10 protein-coding genes are annotated in these 16,012 nt (G+C 70.8%); 2 read left to right on the plus strand and 8 right to left on the minus strand.

Annotated features, from left to right (window positions below):
• A partial coding sequence (locus ABZU52_RS23060; RefSeq protein WP_354973060.1) for a CHAT domain-containing protein occupies positions 1-1,449 on the plus strand: 1,449 nt, incomplete at its 5' end.
• Between the two features lie 254 nt (positions 1,450-1,703).
• On the opposite strand, the gene ABZU52_RS23065 is transcribed toward ABZU52_RS23060, so the two are convergent.
• The 8 genes from ABZU52_RS23065 to ABZU52_RS23100 all read right to left on the minus strand — a co-directional run bounded on the left by ABZU52_RS23065 (position 1,704) and on the right by ABZU52_RS23100 (position 8,408).
• Positions 1,704-2,273 (minus strand): AAA family ATPase, encoded by a 570-nt coding sequence (locus ABZU52_RS23065; RefSeq protein WP_354973061.1) that lies wholly within the window; start codon positions 2,271-2,273, stop codon positions 1,704-1,706.
• Positions 2,274-2,987: 714 nt separating this feature from the next.
• A complete protein-coding gene (locus ABZU52_RS23070) occupies positions 2,988-3,872 on the minus strand; it encodes a class I SAM-dependent methyltransferase (protein WP_354973062.1) in 885 nt (294 codons plus the stop codon).
• A gap of 170 nt (positions 3,873-4,042) precedes the next feature.
• Positions 4,043-5,146 (minus strand): FUSC family protein, encoded by a 1,104-nt coding sequence (locus ABZU52_RS23075; RefSeq protein WP_354973063.1) that lies wholly within the window; start codon positions 5,144-5,146, stop codon positions 4,043-4,045.
• Positions 5,147-5,284: 138 nt separating this feature from the next.
• On the minus strand, positions 5,285-5,779 hold the full coding sequence (locus ABZU52_RS23080) for an SMI1/KNR4 family protein (protein WP_354973064.1): 495 nt from the start codon (positions 5,777-5,779) through the stop codon (positions 5,285-5,287).
• A gap of 64 nt (positions 5,780-5,843) precedes the next feature.
• A complete protein-coding gene (locus tag ABZU52_RS23085; protein WP_354973065.1) occupies positions 5,844-5,966 on the minus strand; it encodes a hypothetical protein in 123 nt (40 codons plus the stop codon).
• Between the two features lie 253 nt (positions 5,967-6,219).
• Positions 6,220-6,633, minus strand: coding sequence for a carboxymuconolactone decarboxylase family protein (locus tag ABZU52_RS23090; protein ID WP_354973066.1), 414 nt, complete (start codon positions 6,631-6,633; stop codon positions 6,220-6,222).
• A gap of 937 nt (positions 6,634-7,570) precedes the next feature.
• A complete protein-coding gene (locus tag ABZU52_RS23095) occupies positions 7,571-8,020 on the minus strand; it encodes a hypothetical protein (protein ID WP_354973067.1) in 450 nt (149 codons plus the stop codon).
• Positions 8,021-8,171: 151 nt separating this feature from the next.
• Complete coding sequence (locus tag ABZU52_RS23100; protein WP_354973068.1) at positions 8,172-8,408, minus strand: hypothetical protein; 237 nt, start codon at positions 8,406-8,408, stop codon at positions 8,172-8,174.
• A 351-nt stretch (positions 8,409-8,759) separates the two neighbouring features.
• Here ABZU52_RS23100 and ABZU52_RS23105 point away from each other — a divergent pair, with 351 nt between their 5' ends.
• Positions 8,760-16,004, plus strand: coding sequence for a SpvB/TcaC N-terminal domain-containing protein (locus tag ABZU52_RS23105; protein ID WP_354973069.1), 7,245 nt, complete (start codon positions 8,760-8,762; stop codon positions 16,002-16,004).
• The last annotated feature ends 8 nt before the right edge of the window (positions 16,005-16,012 follow it).

Here is a 16,012-nt window from a genome sequence, read left to right on the forward strand (position 1 = left end):
CGCGGCACCGCCGACCGGCGGGCACAGGGCTGGTACGCCCTGGCCCTGTCGCGTCGGCTCGGCGGGGACGAACCCGGGGCCGCCCGGGCGCTGCGCCGCGGGCTGGCCGTGCTCGACCGGCACCGCATGTCGCTCGGCGCCACGGAGCTGCGTGCCCACAGCGGAGCGTACGGTCAGGAACTGGCGGCCGAGGGCCTCGACATCGCGGTCCGGGCGGGCGCGCCGGCGCGGGTCCTGGCGTGGGCGGAGCGGTGGCGGGCCAATGCGCTGCGGGCCCGGCCGGCCCGGCCCCCGGCCGACCCCGACCTGGTGGCGGCGCTCGCTGAGCTCCGACTGGTCAGCGGCCTGCTCGAAGACGAGGTGCTGGCCGGCCGCCCGGCAACCGCCCTGCGCGGCCGGCAGGCCCGGCTGGAGCAGCGCATCCGGGACCTGGCCCGGCGGGTGCCCGGTGAGGGCGCCGTGCTGGCCCCGCCCGGGGTGGGCGCGCTGGCCGCGCGGCTCGGCTCCCGGGTGCTGGTCGAGCTGGTGGCCCACGGCGACCGGATCCGGGCGGTGCTGGTCCGCGACGGCCGGGCCAGCCTGCACGACCTGGGCCCGCTCGCCGCCGCGTCGGACCTGGCCCGCCGGCACCGGTTCGCCCTGCGCCGGCTGGTCACCACCGGCGACGCGGCCGCCGCGCGGGCGGGGGCCGTCCACGCCGCGGCCGCCCTGGACCGGCTGCTGTTCGCCCCGCTGCGGCGGCGGCTGGCAGACCGGGCCCTGGTGATCGTTCCGGTCGGGGCGCTGCACGCGGTGCCCTGGTCGGCGCTGCCCACCTGCGCGGGGCGTCCGGTGACCGTCGCCCCCTCGGCCACCGCCTGGCTCGGGGCGGACCGGCGGGAGCTGCCGGCCGGGCCGCCGGTCCTGGCCGCCGGCCCGCGCCTGCCGGCCGGGCACACCGAGGTATGCCGGCTCGCCCAGGTCCTGCCCGGGGCGCGGCGGCTCACCGGGCCCGACGCCACCGCCGCGGCGTTGACCGCCGCGCTGGACGGGGCAGGGCTGGTGCACATCGCCGCCCACGGCACGTTCCGCGCGGACAACCCGCAGTTCTCCACCCTGGAACTGGCCGACGGGCCGCTGTTCGCCCACGAGTGGGAGGCGGTCGCCCGGCCGCCCGGCTGCGTGGTGCTCTCCGCCTGTGACTCCGGCCTGACCGGGCTACGCCCCGGCGACGAGGTCATGGGGTTCACCGCGGTGCTCCTGGCGCTCGGCACCCGGTGCCTGATCGCGACCGTGTTGCCCGTGCCGGCCGAGCCCACCACGGCACTGATGCTGGACCTGCACGCGCGGATGCGGGCGGGTGCCGGCCCGGCGCGAGCCCTCGCCGACGCGCAGTGGGCGTTCGGTGCGGCGGGCGACGGTCCCGCCCAGGCCACCGCGGCGGCGTTCGTCTGCTTCGGGGCTGGCTGACCGGAGCGGGAGCAGTCGCTCAGCCGGCCATGGTCAACCGCAGCGCGGTGGGCGCGACGGTGCGCGGTGCGGGCAGGCGCAGCGGGCGCTGCAGTTCCGTCATTTGAGACACCGATCCCACGGGTGACGTCCTGAGCAGGCCCTTCAGGCTGGAGACCTCTTCGGCGGGCCCCAAGGCGTCACCGTCGTGGGTCGCACCGGCGCCGACGACGCCCTCAATTGTCGATGAGGGGACTGTGGATCTAATGCAGCCCTCAGCTCCAGCCCCTTCCAGCCCGAGCCCACGCCTCCTGGTCCACTGGCCGAGGACTCTGTTGCAGCCACCTGATGATGCTCTGGGCGTGTTCCTCGGGGGTCCCAGCGGATGATTCAAGGCGGAGGGCCTCGTCGAAGTACGGGAACGCATCGGCCCGCTCGCGGACGAGCGCTTCGTCGAGATCCGTGGCTTGGTGACGCTCCCGGAATCGGCTCACGGCCTCTTCGGGCGTCACGAAGAACTCGACGACCCGGAGCGATGCAGAGGAGCCGGCCAACGCTTTCAGGAGACTGGCTCGCTGGTCACGCCGAGCGTAGGTGCACTCAAGGACCACAGTCTCTTCATGATCGACAAACATGCGGGCGAGGAGGTGCGTACCGTCGTAGGCGCGCAGGCGATCGTCACGATTCCGATCGGATCCAGGGAACAGGAGGTCGAAGAGGGTGTCGACCTCCAGGTGGATCCGACCGTGACCCGAGGAGTACTGCTCCGCAGCCAGAACCGCCCCTGCCGTGGTCTTGCCCGAGCACGGAGGGCCCGAGAGCAAGACGATCCCGTTGCTGTCCATTCCCCTCGCGTTTCGTGATCGTTGAGGACGTTTCCCAGTCCAAACGGACAAGGTCTGGAAGCGCCTGAAAGTCTATCCACCCGGATCTGCCGCCGACCGTGCGCGCTGTCTCAGGACGTCGATCACGTTGAGTGATTATCAGCCGCGGTGCTGTTCCTTGGGAGACGCGGCGATGCGAAGCGCCAAGGCGCCGGGACGCCGTGGCCGCCGCGCCGGGGATCGGGGAGCACGTGGGGAGCAGTCGGGTGAGCTGAATGGCGTTGAACTGCATCCAACTGCCCGCAACGGCGCTCAACTGCACCCGCGCCCACCTGCGGCTTCTCGTTTCTACAGGTCAGAGTGGGTGCAGCGTCCTGCTTGCCGCGGAGTGCTCCGCGGTTCTGCGATGCGATCGATAACGCTTCATGTCGCCCGGTAGGGGAGTGTGCGCAGGTCAAGGCCTCCCCGATGCCGACGGGGGCGGCTCGGCAGGGGCCGTCGCGCACCACGGCACAGCGGAGCATGTCGCCGCCTTTGGTCCGGGACTACGTCACCTCCACCTGACCGACGGCCGTCGCAAACTGACAGGCCTCCGTGCCTGTCGCGATCAGCGCGATTGCAGCTCGGGCTCGCGATGGTTGAAGGGGGCGAGGCGGTGGTCCTGCTGAGGACAACCGGGCCAGCGCAAGACGTGTGTCCGTCGGGTCAGTGAGTGCGGGGCGGCGCGGTACGTCCTCAGCGGGACCCGTGCGGACGCCGTGCGCGAAGGAACACCGTGGCCATCGTGCGCCGCGTCGGCGTACCAGCCGCGGCCAGGGCTGTCATGTATGTGTCGAGACGCTCGCGATCGTCGTCGGTCAGGGCGGCAGCGATCGCTTCGCCGTACGTGGGGACCAGGGGGTTGGGTGCCACTAGCTTGAGTGCCTCCCAGTCCATGATCGGGTCGGCGGGCACGTCGACCTGGGCGCGGTAGCTCAGCTCCACCGCCTCGAAGCCGGCGGATACTGCCCAGTCGACCAGGTCACGCTCGTCGAAGTCCATCATCGGTCGGGTGGTTTCCGCGGTGGTGCTCCGGTAGACATCGCTGACCTTGGCGATCAGGTCGTTGACGGGCGAGTTGCCCAAGCCGAACAGATCATCGGGCCGGAGCCGCTCTGCAAAGCCGTTGATGGGCTCGAACAGGGACATCCGTCCGCCCGGCCGCAGGACCCGGAAGAACTCCGCGAAGGCGGCGGCCTTGCGGTCGGAGTAGATGAGCACCGAGCGAGTGGTCACGACGTCGACAGAGGCGTCAGCGATTCCGGCGAGGTCATCGGCCGGCGCGACCACAAAGCTGCACCGCTCGTCGCCACCGGCGGTGCGCCGGCACTCGTCGAGCACATCCGGTGAGACATCGCTGAAGATGACTCGGCCGTCCGGGCCGAGCCGATCCAGCGCGCCGAACGCGATCAGTCCCGTCCCGCAGCCCACGTCGAGGACCACGTCGTCGGCCACCAGCCCGGCTCCCTCAAGGACGCCGTCACGGAACGCCGCCAGATCCAGGGCGTTACGGGCGCGCAGGCCCGCGCTGTTGCCGTCCCGGCGGGCAAGGAGCCACTGGGCCCACTTGTCCCTCGCCACCGGGTCAGCGTAACCCCCGACGCATACCCGGACGATCGTTCGCGAACAGCGAGAACGTGGAGTCGGGCAACGCCACGCCGTCGTCGGTCGCCGCCAAGCGGTGGCGCCGGACGCTGTGACGCGGCATCACGTTGTGGCGCGGATCGTTGTCTCCGGCCGGACGACAGGCGTCACGCCCGGCGCAGGCCGAGCGCCTCGTCCACCCGGTCCAGCACCGTCATGTCGTCGTGGCCGACGCCGCGTAGCAGGTCGATGGCGGTCGACCGGATCTGTCCGACGATCATGGTGACCGGCAGCGGCGGGTCGGACCGGAGCAGGCCCGCGGCGATCCGGACCGCTTCCAGGGCCGCCGCGTCGGCCCGCTGCGCATGCCGGTCGGCGTCGGCGCCGCTCAGGTCGCTGGCCAGCGCCTCCCCGGCCGACCGTACGGCGGCGGTCAGCGCGCCAATCGCGGCGGCCAGCTCCGGCGGTGTGGCGGCGTGCCGGCGGGTCAGGGTCACACCGGCCCGGGCCAGCACCCGGATGTTGCGGGCGGCGTAGTCGAGCTGCCGCAGCGTTCCTTCCACGTCGGCGAGCTTGCCCAGGTGCCGGCGGCGCAGCCCCAGCCGCAGCGTCTCACCGGTGGCGAGCACGGCGGTCTGCAGCTGGGCGACGCAGTCGTCCACCTGCCGGGCCTGGTCCAGCGCGACGCGGGCGGCATCCTCGTCGCAGCCCTGCAGCGCCGCGTTCACCTCATCGAGCAGGTCGGCCAGGTCGGTGTAGCTGCACCGGGCCTGCGCCACCAGCGGCGCCAGCGGGTCGCGGGCGGTCATCAGCTGGCTGGCCGCCAACGCCACCGCGCCGCCGATGAGCGCGTCGACGAAGCGGAACGGCATCAGCGTCCCGTGCGGCGCGGCGACCACGACCAGGTACATGGCCGAGACGGTGGCCTGCACGACCAGGGCACGGCGGGCACCGATCACCACGAGCGTCGTGGTGGTCAGTACCAGCACCAGCAGGACCGTGCCGGTGCCCGGGCCCAGCGCGTACACCAGCAGCTCCGCGACGAGCACGGCGGCGGCCACGGCGAGCAGGATCTCGACGGTCTGCCGCAGCCGTCGACCGCGGGACTCACCGAGCACGACGAGCGCGGCGGTCGGGGCGTAGAACGGGTCCGGGTGACGGATCACCACCGCTGCCACGATCCAGGCGACCACCGCGGCGGCGGTCAGCTCGACCACGGTCATCCCGTCGCCCCGCAACCGCGCGACGGCGTCGCGCCCCCACGTCCGCACCGGTGATACCCCTTCCGCCCAGCGGACCGGGGACGGCCGCCGCTTGATCTTCCGCGAGGACGGGCACTACCCCGCCCGTGAACTGCTCAATCGTCAGGTGGTGGGCAGCACTCGGGATGGAAGGCCGGTGACGCGCGGTCAGTCGTCTCCGTCGAACTCGGCCGCGTCGACGAGGCTGCCCAGGAACGTCTCGAAGTCGGGGGCGATGACGGTGATCTGGTAGTCCCACTCCTGGTCGACGTGTATGACCGTCGGCTCGCCGGGGGATCGGTAGTCGAGAGCGATCATGTCGTGGCCCGCTGAGGGGCAGTCGGCGATGTAGACGCCGATGTCGGGGTAGCCCCACTCCGTCATCCAGAACGCGTTCCCGAGTTCGCCGCACAGACTGAAGGAGGCAGTGTGACCAATCGCCGCCAGTGTGTACACCGCCACGTGGCCTGCCGACCAGGAGGTCCGGCTGGGCGAGGGGTGGGCGTCGCGGGCCAGCACCCCGCCGTTGTGGCGCCGGGCCAGGTCGACGTACGCAGCGGGTAGCTTGTGTCCGAGCTGCGCCTGCACCTCACGCAGAAGCTCGTCGGTGAGCGAGTTTTCCAACGGACCGGAGGTGTCGAAGATGATCGTGGGATCGAACACGTGTTGACGGTAGTCGCTCAGCCAGACTGAATTGACGGGCCTAGCTGGACGTTCGGCATGAGCGTCAGTCCCGACCGGTCGCCCGCTCGTCCGCCCACCTGCGGCCGGAGTGCTCCGGGTCGTCTGGTTGCAGGGTGCCGTCCACCAGACCGGCGAAGAGCGATTCGTACAGCCGATCCGGGCCCACCGCTGCTTGCTCATGCCAACCTGATCGACCAACAACCCCTGTGGCCGCGCCACGACGACGGTCCCCCAATAACCCACCCGCGGGAGCAGAGGCCACGCCGTCTCGATCACCTACACACCGGCGATCTCGAAGAGGTCGGCCAGCTTGCTCCCGGCCGTCAGCCGAGCGGCGTCGCCTGTGGCCGGCAGCAGACGAGGCGGCGTGAGCGGGCGCTATCAGCTGTGTCGGCGACGCGTGAGCGACGACGGCGAGGTCAGTCGGCCGGGGTGGGGCTTGCCGGGACAGGTAGCAGGTTGCGCTCTGCGAAGACCTTCTTGGCGACGAGCGTGGCGTTGACGGCCCGCGGCACGCCGCAGTAGACCACCGCCTGCAGCAGCGCCTCGACTATCTCCGACGGCGTCAGGCCCGCGTTGAGTGCCCCGTTGACGTGCACCTCTAGCTGGGCCCCGGCATCACCGAGGCCGGTCAGAATGCCGAGGGTGAGCAGCTCCCGGTCCCGGCGCGCGAGCTGGGGCCGGACGTAGAGATCCCCGTAGGACCAGGCGACGGAGCGACGGCTGAGCTCGGGCGAGACGTCGGCGAGGGCTTCCAGGAGTCTCTGCGCGGCGCCGCCGTCGGCCTGTCGCAGCGCCTCAAGACCCCGCTCGTACTGCTCGTCTCCCGCCATGGTCACCCCCTACCTCTGCCAATCGTCCTGTCGGCTGGACCGGCGGGTACCCATCGCCCTGCCGAACAAACGGGTCGCGTCCCGCGCGTCAGTCGATAGGCCGCGCGGCCGGTGAGATCAAGGAGGAGACCCTCCAAGCTGCTTTGCCGACCCAGGACGCCGCCCGAGACGAGGCCGACGCGCTCACCTCAGCCTGCGCGGCGTCGCGATGGCACCTCGAAGCAGGAGGCCGGCCCGGCCCAAGGGCGTCAGGCGGGGGAGCAGACGGATGCACTGAACCGCATTGAACAGCGCCTAACCGCACCGAGCGGCATACAACTGCACCCATCACGACCTGCAAGGTTCTGTCGCCGCAAGTCAGAGCCGGTGCGGTGTCCTGTTTCCCGCGGAGTGCTCCGCGGTTCTGAGCAGCAGTCGACGACGCTCTATGTAGCCTGGTAGGAGAGTGCGCTCAGGTCAAGGATGTGAGGAGTCGTTGGCCAGCCTGGCCTTGCGACTGGCAGCAGATTGGGTGCAGGTTGGCGAAGAGGTCACCGCACCCGAAGTGCTCACCGGCGTCGGACAGAGACGAGGGCTTGGACCTGTGGTGATGTGGTCGAGCGGTGCGGCGTGACCTCCAGTGGATACCGAAGTGTTCAGGGCCCATGCTCCCAGCATGGCTCGTGTCCGCAGGGTCCCGAGTCGTCGGTCGTCACAGTGGCAGGCCTAAAGCACATCGATGTCCGAGCGCGCAGTCCCGTCGCACCGGATCAGTAGCTGGTCCCGCTAGCTGAGTGACCTCTTCGGCCTGCCCGAAGTGGTCAGCGCTGGCGCCCCCGCGGAGGCGGTAGGGCGGCGTCCGCTCATGCCGATGAGCGTGCGTCTCACCACGATCATTTCGGGCCGACCTGGCGGCCGAGGGGAAGCGAAAAGTGCTGGCGCCCGGGCTCCTGCGCCATTAGTCGAGGCAGTGGACGCGGACGGCGATGTGCTGTGGCTGACTGCCCGTGTCTCGGTGTAGGACCTCAAGCTCGACTCGGTGCCGGTCCATTGAGACGGGGTTGTCCTTCTCGCCGGCCAGGCAGGTTGGATAGGTGCCGTCGTGGTGCAGTGTCCCGTTCACGTCCCGCCAGCTTTCGGCGATCACCGAGTAGATCGTGTCGCCATCGATAGGGCCCCGTGGGGCCCCGTCTGCTTCGAAGGCGATGGACCTGGTCTGGTCATTCGACCAGGTGACCGTCCCAGCGAGCAGCTCCGGCTTGGCGGTGTGCGGATCGTCGGCAAGCTTGGCTGCCCCGAAGCCGCCGATCAGCCCTACGGCGACCAGCGCTAGAGAGAACGCGATCGTGGCGAGGCGGCGATGTGGTGGGGTAGCGACCGCAGCTTGCAGCGGGTCGGCGGATGCCACTGGCATGTCTGCAAGATACGCGATCGGCGCCGACGGAGCTGGCCCAGAATGCACTCTCTTGCCGCGGACCGCGCCCGCGCAGCGTCACGATCGCTTGAGTCAGGTGCCGTCCGGTCGCGCCGGTGACAGGGCGAAGGGATCGCCGATTGCGCTACGGATTGGCGGTCTGCCGGATGAACGACAAGACCCTCGGCAGGACGTAACAGAACTCGCCGCCACCCCACGAGTCCACGAGGCCGCCGGCTCGTTCCATCGCATCCCAAAATGGCTCAGTCGAGCGGATGATGTCCCCCGCAGTAGCCGGATCGATGTCGGTGGCAGCGCAGACAGCCGCCGTCAGCTCCGCGCGAGATTCGGCGGGCATGTCCTGCAACGGATCATGAGGCATCCGCAGAAGCTACCTCAGGCGACGTCCACGCTCATGCCGCTTCAGGTGGTCTGGTGTTCATCGCAGGTGATGATCCGGCGTTGGACAGCCTTCTGCTTCGGCTGTACACCGAGATGGCATGTCGCCGGGGTGGCGCGTTGGCGCTTCGGCCGGTCGATCTGGACCCGGAACAGTGCCTAGACCAGAGGAAGTGGCGGCGCGTCAGGGTATCGGGCTGTCTCTTCGCCACTCCTTTGAGGACAAAGCCCCGCCGGTCGGCTGGTTCTGATTGAAGTGTCCGTTGCGTGACAGGGCCGGAATCCTGGTCGCGGTACCTTCTACGGACGCCGCGCTGGGAAGGCCCAGGTGCCCATGGATTCACCGGACGACCAGTCGCCGAGCCTCACCGGGCCGTCGATCACGCTGCCCAAGGGTGGCGGCGCCATCCGCGGGATCGGCGAGACGTTCACGACCAACGTGGCCACCGGTACCGGCAGGTTCTCGGTTCCACTGGCCACGTCCGCGGGCCGGTCGGGGTTCGGGCCGCAGTTGTCGCTGACGTACGACTCCGGCGCCGGCAACGGGCCGTTCGGATTCGGCTGGTCGCTGTCCACGCCGGCCATCACGCGCAAGACCGAACGGGGACTGCCCCGCTACGTCGACGGTGCGGAGTCGGACGTCTTCCTGCTCTCCGGTGCCGAGGATCTCGTCCCACTGCTCAACCCGGATGGCACGCGGTTCCAGGACCCGGGGACGCCGGGCTACACCGTCCACCGCTACCGGCCGCGGATCGAGGGACTGTTCGCCCAGATCGAACGATGGGTCGCCGCCGACGGCGAGACGCACTGGCGGTCGATCAGCAGGGACAATGTGCTGACCGTGTACGGGGCGACCGACGACTCCCGGATCTCGCAGGACGGACGGGTCTTCAGTTGGCTCATCTGCGAGACTCGCGACGACAAGGGCAACGCGGTCGTCTACCGCTACCTGCCCGAGGACGAGCGAGGTGTCGACCTCACCCGGCCGCACGAGCGGCACCGCCACCGCACCGCGAACCGCTACCTGAAGTCGATCCGGTACGGCAACCGGGTGCCGCTGCTCGACGTCTCCGGCCGCCGCCCGGCCGCCGTGCCGGCGGCCACGATCGAAGCGGCCGACTGGATGTTCGAGGTGGTGTTCGACTACGGCGACGGCCACTTGACTGGCGACACCACCGACGCCGAGGGTCGGCGCTGGGTCACCGCCAGCGTGGAGTCGACGCGCGCGTGGGACCGTCGCGCCGACGCGTTCTCGTCCTACCGGGCGGGCTTCGAGGTGCGTACCGCCCGGCTCTGCCGGCGGGTGTTGATGTTCCACCACTTTCCCGGCGAGCCGGACGTCGGGTCGGATTGCCTGGTCCGGTCCACCGACTTCGGGTACGCGTCGGACCCGGCGCACACGTTCCTGGCGACCGTCACCCAGCACGGATATCGGCGAGTCGGCGACCGGTTTCTGAGCCGTGCCCTGCCGTCGATCGAATTCTCGTACACCCGTCCCGAGATCCGGGGCGAGGTCGAGGAGGCCGACCCGGAGAGTCTGCGGAACCTGCCGGCCGGGTTCGCGGACCCGGCTCACCAGTGGGTCGACCTGCACGGCGAGGGGGTCCCCGGCATCCTGGCCGAGCAGGCCGGCGCCTGGTTCTACAGGCGGAACCTGAGCCCGCTGGGCGACGGCGAGGTGACGTTCGCGCCGCTCGAACTCGTCGCGTCCCGACCGAACGCCGACACCGGTAGCAGCACCGGCACCAGCACCGGTGCTCAGTTCCTGGACCTGGCCGGCGACGGCACGCTCGACCTGGTGGTGTTCGAGGGCGCGACGCCGGGTTTCTACGAGCACGACGAGGCCGAGGGGTGGCAGCCGTTCCGGTCGTTCCCGAGTACCCTCCACCGCCGGATCAGCGATCCGGCCGCGCGCTTCGTCGACCTGGACGGCGACGGCCGCAGCGACGTGCTGATCGCCGAGGACGACGCCCTTGTCTGGCACCGGTCCCGGGGCGAGGACGGGTTCGACCCGGCGCGCCGGCTGCCCCGGTTGCCGGACCTGGGTGGCCCCGCCGGCACGATCCACCTCGCGGACATGAGCGGCGACGGCCTCACCGACCTGGTCCGCATCCGCAACGGTGAGGTCTGCTACTGGCCGAACCTCGGCCACGGGCGGTTCGGCGACCCCGTCACCATGGACCGGTCCCCGGTCTTCGACGACCCGGACCAGTACGACCCGGAACGCCTGCGCCTGGCCGACATCGACGGCACCGGCACGGTCGACCTGATCTACCTGCACCGCGACGGCGTACGCCTGTATTTCAACGAGGCCGGCAACGGGTGGAGCGACGCCCACGTCCTGCCGGTGTTCCCGGCCGTCGACGACCTCGCCACGATCACGGCCACCGATCTGCTGGGCAACGGTACCGCCTGCCTGGTCTGGTCGTCGCCGCTGCCCGGGGACGCGGGCCGGCCGTTGCGTTTCGTCCGGCTGATGGGCGACGGCAAGCCGCACCTGTTGGTGGCCGCGGTGAACAACCTCGGCGCGGAGACCCGGGTGCGGTACGTCCCGTCCACCCGCTTCTACCTTCAGGACAAGCGGGACGGCCGGCCCTGGGTCACCAGGCTTCCGTTCCCGGTGCACGTCGTGGACCGGGTCGAGACCTACGACCGGGTGGCCGGCAACCGGTTCGTCACCCGGTACGCGTACCGCGACGGCTACTTCGACGGCGAGGAACGGGAGTTCCGCGGCTTCGGCATGGTCGAGCAGTGGGACACCGACGAGGACGATCTCACCCCGCCGGTGTTGACGAGGACCTGGTTCCACACCGGCGGCCCGGACCTGGCCGGGTGCGTGCTGCCGGCCGGGCTGGACGCGGGGGAGGAGCGGGAGGCACGCCGGGCACTCAAGGGCGTCATGCTGCGGCAGGAGGTGTACGGCTGCGACGGTACGCCCGCTGCCGTTCATCCGTACGCCGTCACCGAGCAGACCTTCACCGTCGAGGCGCGGCAGCGCCGCGGCGACGACAACCGGCACGCCGTCTTCTTCACCCACGCCCGGGAGTCCCGCACCACCCACCAGGAACGGAACCCGGACGATCCGCGGGTCAGCCACACGATGACGCTCGCGGTGAACGAGTTCGGCAACGTGCTCCGGTCGCTGTCGGTGGGCTACGGCCGCCGGTCCGGCCGCGGCCCGCTGGCGGGTGACGACGCCGATCGGCAGGAGACGAGCCTCGCCACGTACACGGTGACCGACTACACCGAGCCCGACTCCTCCGGGCCCGACCCGTCGGACTGGACCGGCGCCCACCGTACCCCGCTGCCGTACGACGTCCGCACCTACGAGGTCACCGGGCTGGCCGGCGTGGTGCCGTTCGAGGACCCGGATCCGTCCGCGATCCGCCTCGTAGAGCGGGTCCGTACCCGGTATCTGCGCGACGACCTCGGCGGCCTGCTGCCCGAGGGGCGGCACGCGCCGCTGGGCCTGCCGGGTGAGAGCTACCGCCTGGCGTTCACCGCGGACCTTCTGGCCAGCGTCTATCCCCAGGCGGATCAGCTCAGCCCGGCCGGGGGCGGGTACGTCGACCTGGACGGGGACGGAAACTGGTGGCTGCCGAGCGGCCGGGTCTTCTACGCGCCAAACGCCCCGGGCGGCCCGGACGCGGCCGGCGAACTCGCGTACGCCCGGCAGCACTTCTTCCTGCCACACCGCCACCGCGATCCGTTCGGGCAGACGACGGTCACCGGCTACGACGGGCACGACCTGTTGCCGGTCCGGACCGAGGACCCGCTCGGCAACGTCGTCGCCGCCGTCAACGACTACCGGGTGCTACAGCCCCGGCTGGTCACCGAGTCCAACGGCAACCGCTCCGAGGTGGCGTTCGACGCGCTGGGCAGGGTGGCCGGCACCGCGGTCATGGGCAAGGAGACGCCCGCTCCGGCCGAGGGCGACTCGCTCGCCGCGTTCGTCAGCGACCTCACCCCGGCCGAGACCGCCCGCTACCGGGCCGCGCAGGATCCCCGCCCGCTCGCCGTCGCGCATCTCGGCACGGCGACCACCCGCGTCGTGTACGACCTGGACCAGGTGCCGGTGTGCGTCGCGGTGATCACCCGCGAAACCCACGTGAGCGCGCTCGCCCCGGGCGAGCAGGCCGCGGTCCAGATCGTCTTCGGCTACTCCGACGGTTTCGGCCGGGAAATGCAGAAGAAGGCCCAGGCCGAGCCGGGCCCGGTGCCGCGCCGCGACGCCGACGGCGCGATCGTGCTCGGCCCGGACGGCCGGCCCGAACTGGTCGACGGCCACGGCGCGCCGCGCTGGGTGGGTAGCGGCTGGACCATCTACAACAGCAAGGGCAAACCGGTCCGGGTGTTCGAGCCGTTCTTCAGCGACACCCACCGGGTCGACGCCGACGCCAGCATCGGGGTCAGCCCGTGGCTGCTCTACGACCCCCTCGGGCGGCAGGTCGCCACCGTGCATTCCGACCACAGCTGGGAAAAAATCGTCTTCGATCCCTGGCAGCGGGCCAGCTACGACGGCAACGACACGGTGCTGCACGCGGACGGCACCACCGACCCGCGCAACGACCCCGACGTGGGCGGCCTGATCGGCCGGCTGCCGGTCGCCGTGTTCTCCCCGACCTGGTACGAGCGGCGGATGGCCCGTACGGTGGGCGATCCGGCGCGTACCGCCGCCGAGCAGACCGCCGTGCACCGGCAGACGCCGGCCGTCGCCCACCTGGACGCGCTCGGCCGGCCGTTCCTGACGGTCACGACCAACCGTTTCGTCCGCGACGGCGCCGAGGTCGAGCAGGAGCACGCGGAACGCGTCGAGCTGGACATCACGGGCAACGAGCGGGCCGTGTACGACGCCGTACCCCGCCTGGTCGCCCGCTACGAGTACGACCTGCTCGGCAACCGCATCTACGCGTCCACGATGGACGCGGGAGAGCGGTGGCTGCTGGGCGACGTCAGCGGCGAGCCGTGGCTGTCCTGGGACAGCCGAGGGTTCACCCGGCGCGTCACGTACGACGCACTGCGCCGCCCCACCGGCCGGTTCGTCACCGAGGCCGGTGTGACGCGGCTGGCCGAACGAACGGTCTACGGCGAGAGCGAGGGCGCGGCGGCCAACCACCGGACCCGTACGTACCAGGTTTGCGACGGCGCCGGTGTGCTCACCAACGTGGCCTTCGACTTCAAGGGCAACCCGGTCGAGGTACGCCGGGACCTGCTGGCGGACTACCGCCGGGAGGTCGACTGGCAGGCGGATCCGGCGGCCGACGACGGCAGCCACACCACCCGTACCGGGTACGACGCGCTCAACCGGCCCAGCCAGGTCACCACGCCGGACGGCACCGTGTACCGGCCGGGCTTCAACGCGGGTGGGCTGCTCGATCGGGTGGACATGCGCCTGGGCGGCACCTGGACGGCGTTCGTGACGAGCATCGACTACGACGCCAAGGGGCAGCGGGAACGGATCATCTACGGCAACGGCGCGTCGACGACGTACGCGTACGACCCGGAGACGTTCCGGCTGGTCCGGATGCGCACCACCCGGCCGGCCGGCGATGGGACGAGTGCCGCGCTGTTCGTCGACCCGACAGTGGTACAGGACCTGCGGTACACGTACGACGCGGTCGGCAACATCACCCGGATCGAGGACGCGGCGCTGGCCGTCGTCACCCACGACAACCAGCGCGTCGAGCCGGTCTCCGGGTTCACCTACGACGCGCGCTACCGGCTGGTCGAGACCACCGGCCGGGAACACGTGGCACCGGACGACATCGCCGTACACCTCAACGACCTCGCCGCGTTGCGCACCTACCGCGAGCGGTACGACTACGACCCGGCCGGCAACTTCCGCTCGATGCGGCACCTGGCCGGCGCCGGCAGCTGGACGCGCAGCTACGAGTACGCCCCGGGCAGCAACCGGGTGACCCGGACCGTACGTGGCAACGGCACCACCACGGCCGAGACGTACGACTACACCGACGCCGGCGGGGTGGACGCCGCCGGCTGCATCACCAGGCTCAACGGCCGCGAAATGACCTGGGACGGGCAGAACCGGCTCCGCACGGTCGATCTGGGTGGCGGCGGCACCGCCTACTACGTGTACGACCAGACCGGCCAGCGGGTCCGCAAGGTGGTGGACGATCAGTTCGGCGTACGCCGGTCGGACCGCGTGTACGTCGGCGGCTACGAACTCTTCCGCAGCTTCGGGGTGAACGCCGTCACCCGCGAGACGCTGCACGTGATGGACGACGAGCGGCGGATCGCGCTGGTCGAGACGGCGGACGGCGGCGAGCCGGTGATCCGCTACCAGTTCGGCGACCACCTGGGGTCGGCCGCCGTGGAACTGGACCCGGACGCGGCGCTGATCTCGTACGAGGAGTACCACCCGTACGGCACGTCGTCGTTGCGGGCGGGGCGCGGCGTGGCCGAGGTGAGCCTCAAGCGCTACCGGCACACCGGCCGGGAACGCGACGAGGAGACGGGGTTCAGCTACCACTCCGCCCGGTACTACGCGCCGTGGCTGGGCAGGTGGACCAGCGCCGACCCGCAGGGGACCGCGGCCGGACTGAACCCGTACGAATACTGCCGTGGCCGTCCCACCATGACCAGCGACCCGGACGGCACCCTCGACGAGGAGGCCAAGGAGGTCCTGCGCCGCCTGCAGCAGGTGATCGACGACATTCCGCAGGACGAGTTCAAGGGGCTGAGCCGGGCGGAACAGGGCACCCGCGCGCACCTGACGCTGGAGTCGATCCTCAGCATCGACCCGAAGTCACCGGCCCGGGTCCCGGGCGGGGTCCGGCTGGCCCCCGAGGTGATCGTGGACACCACGGGGAAGATCGTCGCGTTCGGTGAGCCCGGGCAGTTCGGCAAGGCCGCCAAGGACTTCCGCACCATGGACGTGGCCCTGCTCAAGTCGCCCGTCACGGACGTGAAGGACCTGATCGGCAAGAACGCCTCGGACGTCGTCGAGGCGGCCATCGACTACAAGACCGGCGCGGCCAAGCTGAAAGGGGTGGGGGACATGGAGGACCTGATCAAGGCGCCGTACGTCAAGGCGGTCCAGGGCGGCAGCGTCGAGAAGGCCGTGGTCGACAAGGCGGCGAAGATGTCCAAGACCGCCCTGACCGCCACCGAGGGCGTCGGTGGCGCGGTGAAGCAGGAGACCAAGGTGCTGAACGCCGCCGAGGGACTCGGTGGCGCCGTGAAGTCCGAGAGCAAGGCGCTCAAGGCGGCGAAGGGCCTGGAATCGCTCAAGGGCCCGGCGAAGATTGCCGGCAAGCGGATAGCGATGGCCATTCCGGGCCTGGACCTCATCGCCCAGCAGGTCTTCTACGAAGACCTCGGCTACGGCCTGAGCCGGACGGAGGACGCCGCGATCAACCTCACCATCGCCGAGGCGTGGGAGATCCCGATGGCCGTCTACGCCACCGCCGAACTCGCCGCCAAGGGACTCATCGTCGGCGGCGAGGCCGCCGCGGACGCGGGCAAGGGAGCCATCGAATGGGTCAGCGAGAAGACCGGCCTGAGCGACCTGGAGCGCCGCGCGAACTACGAGATCGGCCGGCTGTACAACCTCTGGTGAGAAGGACA

The organism is Micromonospora sp. NPDC005220 (genome assembly GCF_040607895.1).
Taxonomy (GTDB): Bacteria; Actinomycetota; Actinomycetes; order Mycobacteriales; family Micromonosporaceae; genus Micromonospora.

Excerpts from the sequence above, each read along its gene's own strand:
- ABZU52_RS23065 (WP_354973061.1), bottom strand. The coding sequence starts at position 2,273 with ATGGACAGCAACGGGATCGTCTTGCTCTCGGGCCCTCCGTGCTCGGGC.
- ABZU52_RS23090 (WP_354973066.1), bottom strand. The coding sequence starts at position 6,633 with ATGGCGGGAGACGAGCAGTACGAGCGGGGTCTTGAGGCGCTGCGACAG.
- ABZU52_RS23100 (WP_354973068.1), bottom strand. The coding sequence starts at position 8,408 with ATGCCTCATGATCCGTTGCAGGACATGCCCGCCGAATCTCGCGCGGAG.
- ABZU52_RS23105 (WP_354973069.1), top strand. The coding sequence starts at position 8,760 with ATGGATTCACCGGACGACCAGTCGCCGAGCCTCACCGGGCCGTCGATC.